The sequence below is a fragment of the Streptomyces sp. NPDC093111 genome, assembly GCF_040683955.1.
Classification (GTDB): Bacteria; Actinomycetota; Actinomycetes; order Streptomycetales; family Streptomycetaceae; genus Streptomyces.
The window spans coordinates 1-20,019 of the sequence record NZ_JBFBNW010000014.1 but is presented as its reverse complement, the minus strand read 5'-3'; the positions used below and the strand labels follow the sequence as shown (position 1 = coordinate 20,019).

19 protein-coding genes and 2 tRNA genes are annotated in these 20,019 nt (G+C 73.1%); 13 read left to right on the top strand and 8 right to left on the bottom strand.

Going from position 1 to position 20,019, the window contains the following annotated elements; genetic code table 11:
* Positions 1–6 precede the first annotated feature (6 nt).
* Positions 7–519 carry a DsbA family protein gene (locus AB0Q96_RS24510; protein ID WP_365328901.1) on the bottom strand — a complete coding sequence of 171 codons (513 nt, stop codon included), beginning with the start codon at positions 517–519 and terminating at the stop codon, positions 7–9.
* Positions 520–654: 135 nt separating this feature from the next.
* Here AB0Q96_RS24510 and AB0Q96_RS24505 point away from each other — a divergent pair, with 135 nt between their 5' ends.
* Complete coding sequence (locus AB0Q96_RS24505) at positions 655–1,080, top strand: hypothetical protein (protein ID WP_365328899.1); 426 nt, start codon at positions 655–657, stop codon at positions 1,078–1,080.
* Positions 1,081–1,213: 133 nt separating this feature from the next.
* A complete protein-coding gene (locus tag AB0Q96_RS24500; protein ID WP_365328897.1) occupies positions 1,214–1,390 on the top strand; it encodes a hypothetical protein in 177 nt (58 codons plus the stop codon).
* Positions 1,391–1,420: 30 nt separating this feature from the next.
* On the opposite strand, the gene AB0Q96_RS24495 is transcribed toward AB0Q96_RS24500, so the two are convergent.
* A complete protein-coding gene (locus tag AB0Q96_RS24495) occupies positions 1,421–1,978 on the bottom strand; it encodes a CGNR zinc finger domain-containing protein (RefSeq protein ID WP_365328895.1) in 558 nt (185 codons plus the stop codon).
* Positions 1,979–2,168: 190 nt separating this feature from the next.
* Positions 2,169–2,582 (bottom strand): SsgA family sporulation/cell division regulator, encoded by a 414-nt coding sequence (locus tag AB0Q96_RS24490; RefSeq protein WP_015032345.1) that lies wholly within the window; start codon positions 2,580–2,582, stop codon positions 2,169–2,171.
* Between the two features lie 189 nt (positions 2,583–2,771).
* On the opposite strand from AB0Q96_RS24490, the gene AB0Q96_RS24485 reads away from it, so the two are divergent.
* Together AB0Q96_RS24485 and AB0Q96_RS24480 are read left to right on the top strand one after the other, a co-directional pair.
* Positions 2,772–3,230 (top strand): TIGR02611 family protein, encoded by a 459-nt coding sequence (locus AB0Q96_RS24485; protein WP_365328893.1) that lies wholly within the window; start codon positions 2,772–2,774, stop codon positions 3,228–3,230.
* Positions 3,231–3,284: 54 nt separating this feature from the next.
* Positions 3,285–3,359, top strand: a tRNA-Val gene (locus tag AB0Q96_RS24480).
* A gap of 78 nt (positions 3,360–3,437) precedes the next feature.
* Here the strand turns inward: AB0Q96_RS24480 and AB0Q96_RS24475 are convergent.
* Positions 3,438–5,825 (bottom strand): hypothetical protein, encoded by a 2,388-nt coding sequence (locus AB0Q96_RS24475; protein WP_365328891.1) that lies wholly within the window; start codon positions 5,823–5,825, stop codon positions 3,438–3,440.
* Between the two features lie 82 nt (positions 5,826–5,907).
* Between AB0Q96_RS24475 and AB0Q96_RS24470 the strand changes: the two genes are divergently transcribed.
* On the top strand, positions 5,908–6,354 hold the full coding sequence (locus tag AB0Q96_RS24470) for an SRPBCC family protein (RefSeq protein ID WP_365328889.1): 447 nt from the start codon (positions 5,908–5,910) through the stop codon (positions 6,352–6,354).
* A gap of 39 nt (positions 6,355–6,393) precedes the next feature.
* Positions 6,394–6,465, top strand: a tRNA-Val gene (locus tag AB0Q96_RS24465).
* Positions 6,466–6,520: 55 nt separating this feature from the next.
* Here the strand turns inward: AB0Q96_RS24465 and AB0Q96_RS24460 are convergent.
* Positions 6,521–7,249 carry a 3'-5' exonuclease gene (locus AB0Q96_RS24460; RefSeq protein WP_365328887.1) on the bottom strand — a complete coding sequence of 243 codons (729 nt, stop codon included), beginning with the start codon at positions 7,247–7,249 and terminating at the stop codon, positions 6,521–6,523.
* 120 nt (positions 7,250–7,369) lie between these two features.
* On the opposite strand from AB0Q96_RS24460, the gene AB0Q96_RS24455 reads away from it, so the two are divergent.
* The 3 genes from AB0Q96_RS24455 (at position 7,370) to thrS (ending at position 11,208) form a co-directional block, all read left to right on the top strand.
* A complete protein-coding gene (locus tag AB0Q96_RS24455) occupies positions 7,370–7,942 on the top strand; it encodes a DUF4365 domain-containing protein (protein ID WP_365328886.1) in 573 nt (190 codons plus the stop codon).
* Positions 7,942–9,117, top strand: a complete 1,176-nt coding sequence (locus AB0Q96_RS24450) for a hypothetical protein (protein ID WP_365328884.1) — start codon at positions 7,942–7,944, stop codon at positions 9,115–9,117. Before AB0Q96_RS24455 ends, AB0Q96_RS24450 begins: the two co-directional genes overlap by 1 nt.
* Positions 9,118–9,231: 114 nt before the next feature.
* Positions 9,232–11,208 (top strand): threonine--tRNA ligase, encoded by a 1,977-nt coding sequence (gene thrS, locus AB0Q96_RS24445; protein WP_365328882.1) that lies wholly within the window; start codon positions 9,232–9,234, stop codon positions 11,206–11,208.
* 16 nt (positions 11,209–11,224) lie between these two features.
* Here the strand turns inward: thrS and AB0Q96_RS24440 are convergent, their stop codons facing one another.
* On the bottom strand, positions 11,225–11,911 hold the full coding sequence (locus AB0Q96_RS24440; RefSeq protein ID WP_365328880.1) for a potassium channel family protein: 687 nt from the start codon (positions 11,909–11,911) through the stop codon (positions 11,225–11,227).
* Between the two features lie 65 nt (positions 11,912–11,976).
* Here AB0Q96_RS24440 and AB0Q96_RS24435 point away from each other — a divergent pair, with 65 nt between their 5' ends.
* Positions 11,977–12,540, top strand: a complete 564-nt coding sequence (locus AB0Q96_RS24435) for an HIT domain-containing protein (protein ID WP_365328879.1) — start codon at positions 11,977–11,979, stop codon at positions 12,538–12,540.
* 53 nt (positions 12,541–12,593) lie between these two features.
* Here the strand turns inward: AB0Q96_RS24435 and AB0Q96_RS24430 are convergent, their stop codons facing one another.
* A complete protein-coding gene (locus AB0Q96_RS24430) occupies positions 12,594–14,252 on the bottom strand; it encodes a hypothetical protein (RefSeq protein WP_365328877.1) in 1,659 nt (552 codons plus the stop codon).
* 187 nt (positions 14,253–14,439) lie between these two features.
* Positions 14,440–16,653 (bottom strand): elongation factor G-like protein EF-G2, encoded by a 2,214-nt coding sequence (locus tag AB0Q96_RS24425; protein WP_365328875.1) that lies wholly within the window; start codon positions 16,651–16,653, stop codon positions 14,440–14,442.
* Between the two features lie 411 nt (positions 16,654–17,064).
* Between AB0Q96_RS24425 and pgsA the strand changes: the two genes are divergently transcribed.
* Genes pgsA through AB0Q96_RS24410 form a run of 3 tightly spaced genes read left to right on the top strand, consistent with a single transcriptional unit; the run spans position 17,065 to position 19,858 of the window.
* Positions 17,065–17,724: a phosphatidylinositol phosphate synthase gene (pgsA, locus tag AB0Q96_RS24420; protein ID WP_365328873.1), complete on the top strand. Its 660-nt coding sequence runs from the start codon at positions 17,065–17,067 to the stop codon at positions 17,722–17,724.
* A complete protein-coding gene (locus tag AB0Q96_RS24415) occupies positions 17,721–18,701 on the top strand; it encodes a phosphatidylinositol mannoside acyltransferase (RefSeq protein WP_365328871.1) in 981 nt (326 codons plus the stop codon). The genes pgsA and AB0Q96_RS24415 overlap by 4 nt, the downstream gene beginning before the upstream one ends.
* On the top strand, positions 18,698–19,858 hold the full coding sequence (locus AB0Q96_RS24410; RefSeq protein WP_365328869.1) for a glycosyltransferase family 4 protein: 1,161 nt from the start codon (positions 18,698–18,700) through the stop codon (positions 19,856–19,858). Before AB0Q96_RS24415 ends, AB0Q96_RS24410 begins: the two co-directional genes overlap by 4 nt.
* Positions 19,859–20,019 lie beyond the last annotated feature (161 nt).

Sequence of the window (20,019 nt, the reverse complement as noted above, 5' to 3'; positions counted from 1 at the left end):
TGGGCCTCAGCCCTTCAGGAGGCGGTCGGCGATCTCCTCGATGCGCTCGCGCAGGCCGTCCTGGCTCTGGCCGCCGTCGAGCCGCTCGCCGTCGATCACATAGGTCGGGGTGCCGGTGACCTTGATGGCCTTGCCCTCGGCCTCGTCGGCGTCGACCGTCAGCAGGTGCCGGCCGTCGATCAGGGCCGTGTCGAACTCCTCGGCGTCCAGGCCCAGTTCGCCCGCCACCTCCAGGAGGACGGCCTCGCCGCGCGCGCCGAGCTCCTCGGTCCTGGCGAGCAGCGCCTCGGTGTACTCCCAGCCCTTGCCCTGGTCGGCGGCCTCCTCGGCGGCCTGGGCGGCGGCGTAGGCGTGCTTGTGCTTGGCCAGCGGGAAGTGGCGCAGCTGGACGTCGACGCGCTCGCCGTACTTCTCGCGCACGGCGCGCACGTCGTCGAGGGCCTGGAAGCAGTCGGGGCACTGCAGGTCGAACCAGGCCTCCAGGACGACGGGGGAGGCGGGGGTGGTGGACTCACTCATGGGAAGAGTCTCCCATCCGCTCCTCCCTGGGGGACGACCCGGAGATCTCCCTGATCCGAGGGCCCGGGCATGGCCGGGAGGGGCCGGGACGGTGCAGGATGGAAGGGACGTATCACCCGGGATCTGGAGGATCGCATGCTCGCCGAGACCATCTGCTCAGCGGTGTCCGTGGCGGGCCTGGGCATCGCCGCGGTCACGGCCTATCGCAAGCGGTTCCTGTCGGCGGCCCGGATCGCCGCCTACGCGCTGGTGCCGCTGGGACTGGTGATGACCGGTGCCGTGGGCTGGCTCGCGGACACCGCCTTCAGTCCGACCGCCTGGGCCGGCTTCGGCGTGCTCGGCGCGGCCTGGCTGCTCTTCTCGACCACGCGGGCCGTCGAGCGCCGCCGGTCCGGGCGCGGGGAGACGGGCCGGGGCGAGGCCCCGGAGGCGGTGGCGCCCCAGGCGTCCGCGCCGTCGCTCGGCGCGGGGCAGCGCGGAGCCACCCCCAGGCCGCAGACCAAGAAGCCCGACGAGGACTTCAGCGACATCGAGGCGATTCTGAAGAAGCACGGAATTTGACCGGGATCCGACGGTGATCTGACCGCTTCTGGCGGTTCTCGCTCCCGGAGTCCACGGGATGGAGTGAACACGCCCGGCCGCGGGGTGTGTTGCGCGATCTTCGGGGGCGGCCGTGCGCCATCATCCCCCCGAGATGCTGGATACCTCGCGGGACCCCGTCCCCGCCCCCGCCCCCACGTCCACGGAGAACGCCCCGGAGGAGCCGCGCGGCTGTCTGTTCGCGCTCTCCCAGCCGCCGCTGATGATCTTCCTCGCGGTGATCGGCGCCCTGTTGCTGATGGCCGCTCTCCACGATCTGTTCCTGCTGTGAGACCGGCGGTGCCGCCGGACCCGGGCGGGCTCAGCCCGCGGCCTCCTTGCGGCGGGCCCGGTAGGCGGCGACGTGCAGGCGGTTTCCGCAGGTGCGGCTGGAGCAGTAGCGACGGGAGCGGTTGCGGGAGAGGTCGACGAAGGCCCGGCCGCAGTCCGGTGCCTCGCAGCGGCGCAGCCGCTCCTGCTCGCCCCCGACGACGATGAACGCGAGCGCCATGCCGCAGTCGGCGGCCAGGTGGTCGGAGACCGAGGCGCCCGGCGCGAAGTAGTGCACGTGCCAGTCGTAGCCGTCGTGGTCGGTGAGCTGCGGGGTCGTGCCCGCGGAGGCGACCAGCTGGTTGATCAGGGTAGCCGCGATCCGGGAGTCCGGGGCGGAGAAGACGGCGGTGAACCGGTCGCGCACGTCGCGCACGGCCCGCAGATCCCCGGCCCCGAGCTCGCCCACGTCGCTGATCTTGTGGGCGCGTACGAAGGTCTTCAGTGCCGGGAGGTCGTCGAGTTCGTCGTCGCGATCGCCCTGGGGCGCGGTGTTCATCAGATCGACGACGGTGTCGAGGGCGATCCGGGTGTCGTGGGGGATGAGCACGCTTCGCTCCCTGGCCGGCTGCGGGCGGGCGCCCGCGAATTGCGCTGACTCTAGCGCGACCCGGAAACGGGCATCGGCGCCCCGCACCGCGCCGGCTGCGCGGTGGGGAGCGCCGATGCCCTCCGTATGTGACTGCCCGCGCGGCGCCGTCTCCCCGAGTCGGACGGCGCCGTGCGGCTCTCGGCCTGGCTCAGCTGTCGGCCAGGATGTGGGAGAGCTCCGTGTCGAGGTCGAAGTGCCGGTGCTCGGTGCCAGGTGGCACGGCCGCGTCGGTCCGCTTGAGGAACGACTCCAGGGCCCTCGCGGGGGCCTCGAGCAGGGCTTCGCCCTCGGGAGAGCTCAGCGCGATGCAGACGACTCCCTGGCCATGGCTACGGGACGGCCAGACCCGGACGTCGCCCGTGCCGGTGGGCCGGTGCAGCCCCTCGGCGAGAAGGTCGCGGGCGAAGACCCACTCGACCGTCTCCTCGGCTCCGGTGTGGAAGGTGGCGTGCACGGCATACGGATCGGCCGTGTCATACCGCAGGCCCGCGGGTACAGGCAGTGAGGACTCGCTCGACACAACGAGGCGCAGGTGCAGCTCGCAGCTGACCGTGGTGTTCATAAGCGCCAGGGCCTTTCGCTCAGTGTGCGCTCGGGGATTCGCACGTCGGCGAAATCGACATGCCACCTACGGTGCCGTTGTAAACCCCTCTGTCTGTTTTGTGATCGTTCAGGTAGCTCGTATGGGCGTATGTAACTTTGGGTAATACGCCCATACCGGCAAGGCCGACCCGTCCGGTAGGTTGGGGCCATGCATGCGGAGAGTGACGAGCGCACGGGGGAGTCCGCGGTGAGCGGGGAGCACGGCCCGGAGAAGTCCGGCACCGGCGGCGAAGAGGCGCCGCTGGGGTCCCGGGCCCCCGAATTCATCAAGGCCCGCCGGACCCTGCACCTGAGCTGGCAGGTCGGCGTCTTCGTCGTCGGCCTCGCCGTCGTCGGCACCGGCATCGTGATGCTGCCGCTGCCCGGCCCCGGCTGGCTCGTGATCTTCGGCGGCATGGCGATCTGGGCGACCGAGTTCGTCTGGGCCCAGCTGGTGCTCCGCTGGACCAAGCGCAAGGTCACCGAGGCCGCCCAGCGGGCCCTCGACCCGAAGGTCCGGCGCCGGAACATCGTCCTCACCACGGTCGGACTGGTGATCGTCGCCGTCCTCTGCGCCGTCTACCTCTGGAAGTTCGGCTTCGTCATGCCGTGGAAGATCGACGAGTGACCGGCACATGGTCAGGAAGCCCCGCTGACATGCGGTAATGTTTGCGGTGCGCCCGGGCGATTAGCTCAGTGGGAGAGCACTTCGTTCACACCGAAGGGGTCACTGGTTCGAACCCAGTATCGCCCACCACCCGGCCCGAAGGCCCGGAGACGACACCGTCTCCGGGCCTTCGGCGTTTCCCCGCGCGACCTTCCGCGCGGGGCCCGCTCAGCGCATCCGCCCCAGCCGCTCCCGCAGCCGGCGCGCGTCCCGCAGCCGCTGCTCGTACGTCGCCCCCACCGCGAGCAGCAGCAGACCGGCCAGGGCCGGCGGCAGCCAGCGCGGCAGCGCGCCCACCACCTGCACGACATACGGCGCGAGCTCGTGCAGCCCGTCCAGGGCCAGCACCGTGCCGCCCAGCACCAGCAGCGCCTGCAGCCGGAACCGGGCACCCAGCAGCGTCACCACGAGCGCCCCGAGCCCCAGCAGCAGCGGGCGCACCCACTCCGGGTCCGTCCAGGCCGCCAGCAGGCTCGGCAGCAGCGTCACGGCGAGACCCGGCCCGTACGCCGTCCAGGACGAGGTCTCCGGGTCCCGGCGGCGCCGCAGCACGCCCACGGCCAGGGCCGGGACGGTCACCGGCAGTGTGTACGCCTCCGGCGTCGTCACCCCCCACACCGCGAGCCGCACCCACGCGCCCGACAGGAACAGCGCGGCGGCGACCCACGAGGCCACCGGGCGGCGCTCCGGCCGCACCGCCGTCGCCGCGGCCAGCACCCCGGCCAGGCCCAGCGCGAGCGCGAGCAGCGCGGGCCGCCCCACGGTCAGCCCGAGCGCGCACAACGCCACCGCGGCGCCCGCGCCCTCCACGGCCACCGCCACCGGGCGCCGCCGCAGCCACGCCCCGGCCCCGGCGGTCCCGGCCGGCACGACGAGCAGCGCCAGCCCGGCCGCCGCCGGGCCCGCGTCCGCGGCCACGGCCCCCGCGCCGACCAGACCGGCCGCCGCGAACACCGCGCCGCAGGCCGCGACGAGCCGCCGCGCACCGGTCCCGAGCACCGCGACCCCCGCGCACAGCGCGAGAACCACCCCGAGCACAGCGAAGGTCGCCGCCCGCACGTCGAGCCCCAGCGCCACCGCGCCCAGCGCGGACATGAGCCCACCGGCGAACGCGAGCCACGCCACCACCTCGACGGGCCCGCCGCTCCGCACCGGCGCGCCGAGCGGCTCCGGGCCGGGCAGCCCGCGCGTCAGGAGAGCGGGCCGCACGGCCACCCCCAGGGCCGCCGCGGCCGTCAGGAGCTGGAGCGCGAGCGTCGCCGCGTACGGGAGCCCCGGCGACACCGGCACCGCGGTGAGCAGCGCCCAGGTCAGCGCGAGCGCGCCGCAGCGCGCCCACCCGCGCGGGACCGTCGCCAAGGCGCCGGCCGCGAGCAGCAGGACCAGCGGCGCCGTCGCCGGGTAGCCCTCCAGGAGCGGCTCCGCGTGCCCGCCCGACCACGGTGCTCCGGTGCGGGCCAGTGGCCCCAGCAGCCCCGCCGCCACCGGCGGCAGCGCCCACAGCAGCGCAAGCCCGAGCACCCCGCCACCGGCGAGGCCCAGACCGCGCCGCACCGCCCCCGCCGCCACGGCACGCGCGGCGGGGACCACGCCCCGGCCCCGGAGGGCCACGCCCGCCAGGACCACCGCGCAGACCGCGTACCCCGGCACCGTCCACACCTCGGGAAGCACCGAGCGCAGCAGCCCGCCGGCCGACGCGAGCAGGGCGAGCCCGGCCAGGGCCGCCGCCGGCAGCGCGACCGGGGCGGTGCGCACCGCCCCGTACAGCAGGACTGCCGCGCAGGCCAGCAGCAGCGGGGTCGCGCGCAGCGGCGTCCCGGCCGACAGCGCGAAACCGGTGAGGAGCGCCCAGCCGCCGAGGACGCCCGCCGTGGCGAAGGCCGTGATCCGCACCGGGGCCGGCCCGGTCCGCCGGGCGAGCGCGAGGTCGAGGACGGCCGTGGCCAGCGCCGCCCACGCGAACGACAGCACCCCGCCCCCGGCGGCCAGCACCCCGAGGGGCAGCGGCAGTTGGGCCGCGAGCACGGCCGCGGGCAGCGGGATCCGCAGCCGGCCGAGGGCGGCGCCGTACCCGGCCCAGCCGGCGGCCAGCACACCCGCCGCCGCGGCCGAGTACGCCAGGGCGCCGGTGCCCGCCAGCGCCACCCGGTGCAGCGCGTACGCGTCGAGGAGCGTGAGGACCAGGCCCAGCGCCGCCACCGACTCCGCCGTGGACCGCAGCCCCTTGCGCAGCAGCGCCACCGGCGCCAGGAGCGCCGCCGAGGTCACGGCACCCAGGACGGCCGCCCGGCCGCCGATGCCCATCGAACCCCAGCTCACCAGGGTGAACGCGACCGCCGCGACGGCCAGCAGCCCGCCGCCGAGGCTGAGCAGCACGTTCTGCGCGCTGCGCGGCGTCGCCTCGGGCCGCACCGGCGCCGGAGCCGCCACCGGCGCGTGCAGCACCCGCAGCAGCCAGTCCCGGCGGACCAGCAACTGGGCCCGGTGGGCGTCGAGTCGGGCCAGTTCGCGGTCGACGAGCACCAGCTCTTCCGCGGGAGGCAGGGAGGATTCCATAGGCGGAGTGTGGCGCCGGACACGGGGGGAGGGGATGGGTGCGGCTACTCAGATCCGCGCCTGAGTAGCCCACACTGAGGCCATGGACTGGTGCCGCTACCGCTTCCGCAGCGTCTGGCGCCTCGCCGCCCCGCCCGACGCCGTCTACACCGTGCTCGAACGCGCCGAGGAGTACCCCCGCTGGTGGCCCCAGATGCGCGAGGTCGTCCCGCTCGACGAGCGCACCGGCACCGCCCGCTTCCGGTCCCTCCTCCCGTACGACCTCGTCGTCACCGCCGAGGCCCGGCGCCGCGACCCCGAAGCGCGGGTCCTGGAGGTCGCCCTGAGCGGGGACCTGGACGGCTGGGCCCGCTGGACGCTCCTCCCGGACGGCCCCGGCACCCGCGCCCTCCACGAGCAGGAGGTCGAGGTCCGCACCCCGCTCATGCGCGCGCTCGCCGTGCCCGGGCGGCCCGTGTTCCGCGCCAACCACGCCCTGATGATGCGCTCCGGACGGCGCGGACTCGCGGCCCTCCTGCGGGCGGTTTGAACGAGAGCCCGAAAGCCCTGTATGGTTCAACCCGTTCCCGGGCGATTAGCTCAGCGGGAGAGCACTTCGTTCACACCGAAGGGGTCACTGGTTCGATCCCAGTATCGCCCACCGGGAGAGGCCGGTCCGTCACACGACGGACCGGCCTCAGCCGTTTCCGGCACCCTCACGCCGCCGTCCGCAGCTCCGGACGCAACGGCCACGCCGGGTCCACCGCCTCCGGGGTGCCCTGCCGGGCGAACCAGGCCTGAAGGCCACGCGCCTGCGCCGCGTGCCACACCGCCTGCAAGGTGTGCAGCTCCGGCGGCGACAGGCGCTCCAGACGCGAGGCGAAGCGCCGCCCCACCGACCGTACGACCTCCAGCGCGGCCGAGGCGTCCGCCGCCGCGTCGTGGGCGCCGTCCAGCACCACCCCGTACTGCTCGCACAGGTCCGTCAGGGTCCGGCGGCCCTTGCGGTACCGGTCCAGGTGCTTGTCCAGGACCCTCGGGTCGAGCACGCACAGCGGGACGCCGTCCAGGTAGGTGCCGAGCGAGGAGGCGCGGTGCCGGCGCAGCTCCCGGTCCAGGATCGTCAGGTCGAAGGGCGCGTTCATCACCACCAGCGGCCGCCCCGCCGCGCTCTGTTCGGCTATCGCCCGGGCCAGCTCCTCCACCACCGGCGAGGGCCAGCGCCCGTTGCGCTGGAGGTGATCGTCCGTCAGCCCGTGCACGGCGGTCGCCCCCGCCGGCACCGGGATGCCGGGGTTCACCAGCCAGCGCGTCACCCGCGGGCGCATGCCCGCGGCATCCTGGACGACGAGGGCGGCGGACACGATCCGGTCCTCCTCGACGTCGACTCCCGTGGTCTCCGTGTCGAATGCGGCCAGGGGCCCATCGAACCAGTGCGTCGTCATCCCCGAACTCCTCGCACGTGCGCGGCAGATGGCCAGCCCCCTGCCCGAAACGGTGATACCCGGGCTGTTTGCACCGTACGCAAAACGGTCACAACAGAGCTGACGGGGAAGGGAATTGACATGGCGATCGCCCAGCCCGAATGGGGAGGGCCGCCGCCCCGGCGGACGGCACCGCTGCGCGGCTCGCTCGCCACCACCGCCTGCATGGAGACCCTCCAGGTGGGGTACCTCCACGCGGTCGCGGCGGCGGCCGGCTGCTCGCTGTCGCAGCCGTTCCCGGACAACGGCATCGACTGGCACGTCAGCCACAGCGCCCCCGGGCACACCGTCGACGACGAGGTGACCATCAAGGTCCAGCTGAAGTGCACCTACCAACTGCCGCCGCGCACGCCCGGCGCCGCCCCCGCGTTCTCGTTCACCCTGGACAACGAGCACCTGGTGAAACTGGCCCGGACGCCCGTGGCCGTACACAAGATCCTGGTCGTGATGCTCGTCCCACGGGACCGGGAGGACTGGCTGCGGGCCGACCACGACCGGCTCGACCTGCGGCACTGCTGCTACTGGATCAACCTGGCCGGCCACCCGGTCACGGGACGGCGCAGGACCACCGTGCGCGTCTCGACGGCACGGATCTTCGACGACCGGGCGCTCTGCGAGATCATGGCCCGGGTCGGCGTGGGAGGGAGACCCTGATGCGGCCCATCGACGAACCCGACCCGGGCGGGGTCGACCCCCGCGTGCTCGGCGCGCTGCTCGCCCGGCACGGCTGGCGACGGCACGGCGGCGCCACGGGCCGCTACAGCCGCTGGGCCCCGCCCGGGCCCGAGCCCGGCGGCCGGGGCACCAGCCTCCTGGTGCCCGACAGCCGGGCCTTCCCGGACTGCGAGGACCTGATCGGCGAGGCGCTCACCGCGCTCGCCCGCAGCGGCACGCCCTCGGCCCGCGAGGTGCTCACCGGGCTCGCCGTCCCCAGCGACGAGATCCGCTGGTGGCGGGACGTGCCGCCGGGCCCGGCCGGGGGCGTGCCCTGGCCCGTGCAGGAGCAGCTGCGGTCCGCCGCCCGGGGCATGCTGCTGGCCGGCGCCCTCGCGGTGCGCGGGCGCGCCGGGTACCACGGGGCGCGGCACCGCAGGCAGGCCCAGGCCTCCCTGGAGAGCGTCGTCGTCGACGGCGCACCGGGCGGCGGGCTCACCGCCTTCCTGCCCGTCGACCCGGGCCGGGCCGTCTCCGTCCGCCTTTACCACGCCCTCTACGCGGCCCGTGAGGCCGTCGACTACCAGCGGGCGACCGGCGGCATGGACGCCTTCGACACCGCCGTCGAGGCCGGGGTGAGCCGGGAGCTCACCGAGGCCCTGGTCGCACTGGTGCGGGGCACCGAGGGCGCCGGCGTCGCCCTGGAATGGTCCCCGGCGGCCGGCACCCCCGTGGGCTGCGCCGCCCGCCCCGAGCCCGTCGAGTTCTCGCCCGGCGACCTGCCCGCGCTCCGCGAGGCGGCCGCCCGCTACCTGGCCCACGAGCCCTCCGTACCGGTACGGATCACCGGCAGCGTCGTCCGGATGCGCCGCTCGGGCCCGCGCGGCGAGGGCACCGTACGGCTGCGCGTGCTGGCCGGGGCGGACGTGCGGCACGTCCGGGTGACCCTCGACGAGGACGCGTACCGGACGGCCGGGCACGCCCATCTGGTCGGGCTGCCGATCCGGGTCGTGGGCCGGCTGGAGAGCCGCGGCGGCTTCCGGCGGCTCACCGACGCGAGCGGGGTCGTGCCGGTGCAGGTGGACGAGGCGGTCCGGGACCGTCTGATGAAGTCGATGCGGGAGACGATCGAGCACGCGGACTTCTTCGAGGAGCCCTGCGACGAAAATGACTGAGGGGCGGGACGCGGACCCCCGGTAGGATCGAGGTCTGCGCGGCACCTCGTCTCTGCCGCGCACCACAGGCGCCGGCACTTCGTGTCTGCCGGTGCCCCTATGTATGGAGCATCTGTGTCTGAAGTCCGTGTGACCGTCCAGTCCGCCTCGGGAGCAGAGGAGAGGGCGGTGAGCGCGGGCACCACGGCCGGCGCCCTGTTCGCCGACGACCGCACCGTGATCGCCGCCCGTGTCGCGGGCGAGCTGAAGGACCTGGCGTACGAACTCGCCGAGGGCGACGTCGTCGAGGGGGTGGAGATCTCCTCGCCGGACGGCCTCGACATCCTCCGCCACTCCACCGCCCACGTCATGGCCCAGGCCGTGCAGGAGCTGTTCCCCGAGGCCAAGCTGGGCATCGGCCCGCCGGTCCGGGACGGCTTCTACTACGACTTCGACGTCGAGAAGCCCTTCACTCCCGAGGACCTCAAGGTCATCGAGAAGAAGATGCAGGAGATCCAGAAGCGCGGCCAGCGCTTCTCGCGCCGCGTCGTCACGGACGAGGCGGCCCGCGAGGAGCTCGCGGACGAGCCGTACAAGCTGGAGCTCATCGGCATCAAGGGCGCGGCCTCGACCGACGACGGCGCCAACGTCGAGGTCGGCGGCGGCGAGCTGTCGATCTACGACAACCTGGACGCCAAGACCGGCGACCTGTGTTGGAAGGACCTCTGCCGCGGCCCGCACCTGCCCACCACCCGGAACATCCCGGCGTTCAAGCTGATGCGCAACGCCGCCGCCTACTGGCGCGGCAGCGAGAAGAATCCCATGCTCCAGCGCATCTACGGCACCGCGTGGCCGTCGAAGGAGGAGCTGAAGGCCCACCTCGAATTCCTCGCCGAGGCCGAGAAGCGCGACCACCGCAAGCTGGGCAACGAGCTGGACCTGTTCTCCATCCCGGACGAGATCGGCTCCGGCCTCGCCGTCTTCCACCCCAAGGGCGGCATCATCCGCCGGGTCATGGAGGACTACTCGCGCCGCCGGCACGAGGAAGAGGGTTACGAGTTCGTCTACTCCCCGCACGCCACCAAGGGCAAGCTGTTCGAGAAGTCCGGTCACCTCGACTGGTACGCCGAGGGCATGTACCCCCCCATGCAGCTCGACGAGGGCGTGGACTACTACCTCAAGCCCATGAACTGCCCGATGCACAACCTGATCTTCGACGCGCGCGGGCGGTCCTACCGTGAGCTGCCGCTGCGCCTGTTCGAGTTCGGCACCGTGTACCGGTACGAGAAGTCCGGCGTCGTGCACGGTCTGACCCGGGCGCGGGGCTTCACCCAGGACGACGCGCACATCTACTGCACCCGCGAGCAGATGGCGGAGGAGCTGGACAAGACCCTCACCTTCGTCCTGAACCTGCTGCGCGACTACGGTCTGACCGACTTCTACCTGGAGCTGTCCACCAAGGACCCGGAGAAGTACGTCGGCTCGGACGAGGCGTGGGAGGAGGCCACCTCGGTCCTCCAGCAGGTCGCCGAGAAGCAGGGCCTGCCGCTCACCCCCGACCCGGGCGGCGCCGCGTTCTACGGCCCGAAGATCTCGGTGCAGGCGCGCGACGCCATCGGCCGGACCTGGCAGATGTCGACCGTGCAGCTCGACTTCAACCTGCCGGAGCGGTTCGACCTGGAGTACACCTCCCCGGACGGCACCAAGCAGCGCCCGGTCATGATCCACCGTGCGCTGTTCGGTTCGATCGAGCGGTTCTTCGCGGTGCTCCTGGAGCACTACGCGGGCGCCTTCCCGGCCTGGCTGGCCCCGGTGCAGGCGACCGGCATCCCGATCGGCGACGCGCACATCCCGTACCTGCAGGAGTTCGCCGCCAAGGCGAAGAAGCAGGGCCTGCGGGTGGAGGTCGACGCCTCCTCGGACCGGATGCAGAAGAAGATCCGCAACGCGCAGAAGCAGAAGGTCCCGTTCATGATCATCGCTGGTGACGAGGACATGGCCAACGGTGCCGTCTCCTTCCGCTACCGCGACGGTTCGCAGGAGAACGGCATCCCGGTCGACGAGGCCATCGCCAAGATCGCCAAGGCCGTCGAGGACCGCGTCCAGGTCTGACGGTCCCGAGGAACGGTCAGGAGGCCCCCGGGGAGTTCCCCGGGGGCCCCTTCTCGTCCTCCCGGGTGAACGCCTGGATCAGCCAGGACGAGAAGGAACCCGTCACCGCGCCGAGCAGGGCCAGCCCGACGCCCATCATCCCGACCGCCGTCAGGCGCCCCATCGGGGTCACCGGGGTCACGTCCCCGTAGCCCACCGTCGCCAGCGTCGCGCACGCCCACCACACCGAGTCCCCGAAGGTGCGGATCGTCGCGCCGGGGGCGCCGTACTCGAAGTGGTACACGGTCAGCGCCCCCGCGAAGCCGAGCAGCCCCGCCGTCATCCCCCCGTACGCCATGACCCGGGCGTACAGGGTCAGCCGGGGCTTGTCGCGGCGGCGCTGGACCCGGTCGTAGACGCTCACGACCCGCAGCGGGCGCAGCAGCGGCAGGATCAGCACCACCGTGTCGAGGAGGTGGTGGCGCACGAAGCGCAGCACGCCGATGCCGCTCAGCCTGACCCGTACGACATAGTCGACGAGGAAGACCGTCCAGGCGGCGAACGTCAGGGCGAGGCAGAGGTCCTTCACCAGGTCCGGCAGATGGTGACCGAGGATCCGCACCGCGTAGGCGGCGAGAAAGACCAGGGCCATCACCGTCAGCGGGGTCTCCATCACGCTGTCCCAGCGCTCCTGCGCGGGCGGGACCGAGGGCCTGTCTCTCATCGGTTCAGCATGGCCCCTGCACGGATCTTCCGCCCCGGCGACACGATCCGAACGGGCGAAGCAATATGCTGCACAGCATGACGACTGAGCCGGAGCAGCAGATCGGAGTGGGGACGCAGGACGCGTTCCAGCGCCTGTGGACGCCTCACCGGATGGCCTACATCCAGGGCGAGAACAAGCCCACCGGGCCGGGCGCCGACGACGGCTGTCCCTTCTGCACGATCCCTTCGAAGTCGGACGAGGACGGCCTGGTGATCGCCCGGGGCCGGAGCGTGTACGCCGTCCTCAACCTCTACCCGTACAACGGCGGCCATCTGATGGTCGTGCCGTACCGGCACGTCGCCGACTACACCGACCTCGACACGGCCGAGACCGCCGAGCTCGGCGAGTTCACCAAGCGGGCCATGGGCGCCCTGCGGGCCGCCTCCGGCGCGCACGGCTTCAACATCGGCATGAACCAGGGCACCGTCGCCGGCGCCGGGATCGCCGCCCATCTGCACCAGCACGTGGTGCCCCGCTGGGGCGGCGACACCAACTTCATGCCGGTGGTCGGCCACACCAAGGTGCTGCCGCAGCTCCTCGCCGACACCCGGAAGATGCTGGCCGACGCCTGGCCGGCCGGCATCTGATCCGTCCCGTCCCGTCGCACCTGCCCGATCCGACGCGTGGGGCCGCCCCGGCCCTACGCGTCGTACAGGTCGGCCTTCTTCGGGCCCGGGTCCTGGATGCCGCCGCTGAGGGCCAGCGAGCGGTTGGTGAAGCGTTCCGTGTCCACCCCGTGGTCGTCGAGCACCTTGATGGTCGCGGCGTGCACCGCCCGCAGGACGGGGGTCGCGGTGCGGATGGCGTCGTCGGCCATGAAGCGGTTCTTCCAGGGCGGGCTCGCCCAGGGGTGGCGCAGGCCGAAGGGCTCCGGCAGGACCAGCTTGCCGCCGAGGAAGTCCAGGATCGGCGGGAACCAGGTCAGCGGTGCGCGGACGGCCTGGCGCACCACCTCGTCGGTGTCGGTCAGCGGCAGCTTGATCTCGCGGGTCTCCCAGAACCTGACGGTCTTGGAGACCTCCTTGGTCTTCGCCTTCGGCTTGCTGGTGAACAGCGAGTGGACCGGGCCGAGGGCGTGGCCGGTGACCTCGACGCGCAGCGTGTGGTGGAGCGAGGTGACCGTCACCATCATGGTGAGGACCAGCTGCCCGTCCCAGAGGGTGAACTGGACGCCCAGATAGTGCCGGTTCCCACTGCCGAACTGCTGGTCGTTGCAGATGCGCTGTATCTCGTGGGGCTTCACCTGGAAGGCGACGATGTTCTCGCCCTCGGGGCGGCCGACCTCGTCCGCGCCCTCGCCGACGGGCGAGACGATCCAGTGCTTGACCGTCGGCTTGGGGAAGCCGGTCTTCAGCGAACCGCGCTCCAGGAGCGTCAGCTGGGTGTGGATCTCGCGGACCACGTCCCAGGCGCGGAAGGCGTGGATCTCCTTGCCCTGCTGCGGGATCAGCTCCTCGGCGAGGGTCCAGCTGCCCCAGCGGGTGCCCATGCCCAGTATGCCCTTGGGGCCCGCGTAGAAGATGACGTTGGACTGCTGCTCGGCGGAGAGCTTCTCCAGGTTCTGCCGCAGCTCCTCGGCGGTCTTCTCGCCCGGGTCCTGCGGCACCGCCTCGGGGATCTTGGCGCCGATGCCACCGCCGCTGAGCAGGGCCGTCCAGCGCTCGCGCAGGTCCTGGGCGGTGCTCTCGCAGATCCGGCGGGCGAGGTACCAGCCGGCCACCGGGGCCACCACCATGGCGCGCAGGTAGTTGGGCAGCACGCCGTCGAACGGCAGCTTCAGGAGCACGAGGAAGGCGAAGATGCCGGCGGCGACCAGCACGACCGTGCCGATGGCGCTGGTCCGCTTGTTGTCGGAGCCGGCGGCGATCCGGCGCAGCTGGATCACGCCCAGCCACAGCAGCAGCCCCGGCAGGAACAGCAGGCCGCAGACCAGCGTCACCAGCGTCAGCTTCACGTCGCGCTGCTTGCGGATGCGGGTGGCCGCCAGGCAGTGCTCGACGACCGGCTGCGGCTCGGCGCCGAAGGACTGGATCAGGGGCTTGCGGGCGCCCCCCAGCATCCGCACCTGCACGGCGCGGGAGAACGCCTCACCGAGGTCGGGGCGGAACAGCTTGTGCCACTTGCCCTCCTTCACCGTGGACTTGTGCCACTCGCCGTTGGCGTCCAGGATCGCCCCGACCGGGCTGTCGCGGTACGCGGCGGAGGCGAGGGCGTGGGTCGCCGCCGTCTGCGCGTCCGAGCCCTGCAGGGGAATCTGCGCCCCGATGCCGAAACTGCCGATCGTCACTGCCGCCCCCATCACCACGGTCCCTGTGCGGGCTGTTCCCAACTGCCGCGCCCCGCACACCTTCTGAGCTGGGCACCACAGCGTAACCGGGTGACGACGCATGCGTCACCGGACCGGGCGAAGGCGTCCGAATGCCGCCCGCCGAAAGCGAGTTGGGAGGGCGGCATCCGGGGCCGGCCGGTAGACGGCCCGTCAGCAGCTACCCGGTTTCGCCCTGTTCGCGCAACTTGTCCGCCAGGTGCGGGGGCATCGCCTCGTGCCGTGCGTACGCGCGGTGGAAGCTGCCCGTGCCGTGCGAGACCGACCGCAGGTCGACCGCGTACCGCCCGATCTCGATCTCCGGCACCTCCGCCCGCACCAGCGTCCGCCCGGGCCCCGCCTGCTCGGTCCCGACCACCCGGCCGCGCCGCCCCGACAGATCGCTCATCACCGGCCCCACATAGCCGTCCGGGACCAGCACCGACACCTCCGCCACCGGCTCCAGGACCCGGATCGGCACCTCGGCCGCCGCCTCCCGCAGGGCCAGGGCGCCCGCCGTCTGGAAGGCCGCGTCCGAGGAGTCCACCGAGTGCGCCTTGCCGTCCCGCAGGGTGACCCGGATGTCCACCAGCGGATGACCGGCCACGACCCCGCGGGCCGCCTGCGCCCGGACGCCCTTCTCCACGGACGGGATGAACTGGCGCGGCACGGCGCCCCCGACGACCTTGTCGACGAACTCGACGCCACTGCCCACCGGCAGCGGCTCCACGTCGATCTCGCAGATCGCGAACTGGCCGTGCCCGCCCGACTGCTTCACATGCCGGCCGCGCCCCGCCGCCGCGCCGCCGAAGGTCTCCCGCAGCGCCACCCGGTGCGGGACGGTGTCGACCTGCACGCCGAACCGGCCGCGCAGCCGCTCCAGGGCCACGTCCGCGTGCGCCTCGCCCAGGCACCACAGGACCACCTGATGGGTGTCCCGGTTCTGTTCGAGCCGCATCGTGGGATCCTCGGCCACCAGCCGCGCCAGCCCCTGCGAAAGGCGGTCCTCGTCGGCCTTGCTGTGCGCCTCGATCGCCAGCGGGAGCAGCGGTTCCGGCATCGCCCACGGCTCCATCAGGAGCGGGGCGTCCTTCGCGGACAGCGTGTCGCCCGTCTCCGCGCGGGCCAGCTTGCCCACGCAGGCCAGGTCGCCCGCCACGCACTGCGCCAGCGCCCGCTGCTGCTTGCCGAACGGCGAGGTCAGCGCCCCCACCCGCTCGTCGGCGTCGTGCCGGTCCCGCTCCCCGTGGTCCGGGTCGGTGAGCCCGTGCCCCGACACGTGCACGGTCGCGTCCGGACGCAGCGTGCCCGAGAACACCCGGACCAGCGAGATCCGGCCGACGTACGGGTCCGACGAGGTCTTCACGACCTCCGCGACCAGCGGCCCGTCCGGATCGCAGGCCAGGGCCGGCCCCGGCACGCCCTCCGGGCTCGTGACCACCGGCGCGGCCCGTTCCAGCGGCGAGGGGAAACCCCCGGTGATCAGCTCCAGGAGCTCCACCGTGCCGAGCCCCTGCCGACCGCCGTCCGCCGCCGGGGCGGCGGCCAGCACCGGGTGGAAGGTGCCGCGCGCGACCGCCTTCTCCAGGTCGTCGACGAGCGTCTTCAGATCGACCTCCTCGCCGCCGAGATAGCGGTCCATCAGGGTCTCGTCCTCGCTCTCGGCGATGATCCCCTCGATCAGCCGGCCGCGGGCCTCCGCGATCAGCGGACGCTGCGCCTCGTCGGGCGGGTCCTCCCGCCGTTCCCCCGACGCGTAGTCGAAGATCCGCTCCGTGAGCAGCCCCACCAGGCCGGTGGCCGGAGCGTGCCCGTCGGCGCCCTCCGCGCCGCGCACGGGCAGGTACAGGGGGAGCACGGCGTCGGGGTCGTCGCCGCCGAACAGTCCGGCGCAGACCTCGGTGAGCCGGGTGAAGTCGGTGCGCGCCGTGTCGAGATGGGTCACCACGATGGCCCGCGGCATGCCGACGGCGGCGCACTCCTCCCACACCGCGTGGGTGGCGCCCATGACCGCGTCGGCCTCCTGCGCCGCCGAGACGACGAAGAGGGCCGCGTCCGCCGCGCGCAGACCGGCCCTCAGCTCACCGACGAAGTCGGCGTATCCGGGGGTGTCCAGAAGGTTGATCTTGTACCCGCCCCATTCGACCGGGACGAGGGAGAGCTGTACGGAGCGCTGCTGGCGGTGCTCGATCTCGTCGTAGTCGGAGACCGTCCCGCCGTCCTCGACGCGTCCGGCCCGGTTGACCGCCCCCGCGGTCTGGGCCAGGGCCTCGACGAGGGTCGTCTTGCCCGATCCGCTGTGGCCGACCAGCACCACGTTCCGCACGGCCGAGGGCCGGTCGGCCGTTGGGGCCCTGCCGGCGGCCCCGGAGTGTGCGTTCGCCTTGTCGCCCATGATGTCTTCCTCCCGACTGCTCGTACGGTGAGGTGAGGTGGGGCGCGGGCGCGGGGGAGTGGTGCGGCGTGTCGCTGCCGCGTGCGGCTCCGGCGGTGCCCGCGGTCGTCCTTCGAGCTTTGCACCGACGTCACGGTGCGTCCATACGTCGTACCCGCGGCGGGCGGGGCGGGAGGCGGTCCGGTGCCGGGTGGGAGGCGGTTCGGCGTCGGCCGGGAGGCGGTCCGGCGTCGGCCGGGAGGCGGTTCGGCCGGGGCCCGGCGCGGGCCGGACTCGTATTCGGACGCGCCCGGGATACGACGGCGCGGGCGTCATGGGCGGGTGCCGACGCTCCCGCGGGGGCGCGCGTGGCTACGATGGGTGAGCCGGTGGTCGTAGGGGCCGCGCGGCCCACCGAACCTCGGGAAGGCCATGCTGAACAAGTACGCGCGTGCCTTTTTTACGCGTGTCCTCACACCGTTCGCCGCGTTTCTGCTCCGCCGGGGCGTCAGCCCCGACGCCGTGACGCTCATCGGCACCGCCGGGGTGGTGGCCGGCGCGCTGGTCTTCTTCCCCCGGGGGGAGTTCTTCTGGGGCACGATCGTCATCACGTTGTTCGTCTTCTCGGACCTCGTCGACGGCAACATGGCCCGCCAGGCGGGCATCTCCAGCCGCTGGGGCGCCTTCCTCGACTCCACCCTCGACCGGGTGGCCGACGGCGCGATCTTCGGCGGCTTTGCGCTCTACTACGCCGGCAAGGGCGACGACAACGTCCTGTGTGCCGTCGCGATCTTCTGCCTGGCCAGCGGCCAGGTCGTCTCGTACACCAAGGCGCGCGGAGAATCGATCGGCCTGCCGGTGGCCGTCAACGGCCTGATCGAACGCGCCGAACGCCTGGTGATCTCGCTCGTCGCGGCCGGCCTCGCCGGACTGCACGCCTTCGGCGTGCCCGGCATCCAGATCCTGCTGCCGATCGCCCTGTGGATCGTGGCCGTCGGCTCGGCGGTCACCCTGGGACAGCGGGTCGTGACGGTACGCCGGGAGTCCGCCGAGGCGGACGCCGCCGCGCGGGGCAGCGAGGCGACCGGATGAGCGGCGACGGCGGGAACGGCACGAAGAGCGGGAACGGCGAGCAGTCCGGGAAGGCCGGGAAGACCGGTCTCAAGGACGCCGTCACCGACGGTCTGTACGGGCTCGGCTGGGCCACCGTGAAGAAGCTGCCCGAGCCGGTCGCCAAGGCCCTCGGACGCCGCATCGCCGACACCGCCTGGAAGCGGCGCGGCAAGAGCGTCCTGCGCCTGGAGTCCAACCTCGCGCGGGTCGTCCCCGACGCCTCCCCGGAGCGGCTGCGGGAGCTCTCCCGGGCCGGCATGCGCTCGTACATGCGCTACTGGATGGAATCCTTCCGGCTGCCCACCTGGAGCAAGGAGCGGGCCGCCGCCAGCTTCGACCCCAAGGGCGTCCACCACCTCAAGGACGCCCTCGCCTCCGGGCGCGGCGTCGTCCTGGCCCTGCCCCACATGGGCAACTGGGACCTGGCCGGCGTCTGGGTCACCCGCGCCCTCGGCCTGCCCTTCACCACCGTCGCCGAGCGGCTCAAGCCCGAGTCGCTGTTCGACCGGTTCGTCGCCTACCGCGAGTCCCTCGGCATGGAGGTGCTGCCGCACACCGGCGGCTCCGCCTTCGGGACCCTCGCGCGACGGCTCCGGGCCGGCGGGCTCGTCTGCCTGGTCGCCGACCGCGACCTGTCCGCGTCCGGCGTCGAGGTCTCCTTCTTCGGCGAGCCCGTCCGGATGCCCGCCGGGCCCGCGATCCTCGCCCAGCAGACCGGGGCGCTGCTGCTGCCCGTGACCCTCTGGTACGACGACACCGACGTCATGCGCGGAGAGATCCACGCACCCGTCGACGTGCCCGAGTCAGGCACCCGGGCCGAGAAGACGTCCGCCATGACACAGGCCCTCGCCGACGTCTTCGCCGAGGGCATCGCGGACCACCCGGAGGACTGGCACATGCTGCAGCGACTGTGGCTCGCTGACCTGGAAGAACGACCGGAGGACCGGACCGCGTGAGGATCGGCATCGTCTGCCCGTACTCCTGGGACGTGCCGGGCGGCGTCCAGTTCCACATCCGCGACCTCGCCGAGCACCTCATCCGGCTCGGCCACGAGGTCTCCGTCCTCGCCCCCGCCGACGACGAGACCCCGCTGCCGCCGTACGTCGTGTCCGCCGGCCGCGCGGTGCCCGTGCCGTACAACGGCTCCGTCGCCCGGCTCAACTTCGGCTTCCTCTCCGCGGCGCGGGTACGGCGCTGGCTGCACGACGGCACCTTCGACGTCGTCCACATCCACGAACCCACCTCGCCCTCGCTCGGGCTCCTCACCTGCTGGGCCGCGCAGGGGCCCATCGTGGCCACCTTCCACACCTCCAACCCGCGCTCCCGCGCCATGATCGCCGCGTACCCGATCCTCCAGCCCGCCCTGGAGAAGATCAGTGCCCGCATCGCGGTCAGCGAGTACGCCCGGCGCACCCTCGTCGAGCACCTCGGCGGCGACGCCGTCGTCATCCCCAACGGCGTCGACGTCGAGTTCTTCGCCCGCGCGGAACCCAAGAAGGAGTGGCAGGGCGGCACCCTCGGCTTCATCGGGCGCATCGACGAACCCCGCAAGGGGCTGCCCGTGCTCATGCGGGCCCTGCCCAAGATCCTCGCCGCGCGGCCCGACGCGCGGCTCCTCGTCGCCGGGCGCGGCGACGAGGAGGAGGCCGTGGCCTCGCTGCCCCGCGAGATGCGGGCCCGGGTCGAGTTCCTCGGCATGGTCAGCGACGAGGACAAGGCGCGGCTGCTGCGCAGCGTCGACGTGTACGTCGCGCCCAACACCGGGGGCGAGAGCTTCGGCATCATCCTCGTCGAGGCGCTCTCCGCCGGCGCGCCCGTCCTCGCCGCCGACCTCGACGCCTTCGCCCAGGTCCTCGACCAGGGGGCGGCCGGGCAGCTCTTCGCCAACGAGGACGCCGACGACCTCGCCGACCAGGCCATCCGCCTCCTCGGCGACGAGGCCCGCCGCGAGGAACTCCGCGCCCGCGGGTCCGCACACGTGCGGCGGTTCGACTGGTCGACGGTGGGCGCGGACATCCTGGCCGTCTACGAGACCGTCACGGACGGGGCGGCGTCCGTCGCCACGGACGAGCGGGCGGGGGGTGGGGGGCTGCGGGCTCGGCTGGGGTTGTAGGGCCTGCCGCCACGCGCGGTGCGCCGGTGTGTGCTGTTTCCGCCGTGTGCCGTGTCGTGCCGGCGACCGGTGCCTCCGCGGGGGTAGGGGGTGTCCGGACTGCGACCTTCACTTCGCTTCGCTCGTTACGGGCGCCGCCACGTCCGGACACCCCCTACCCC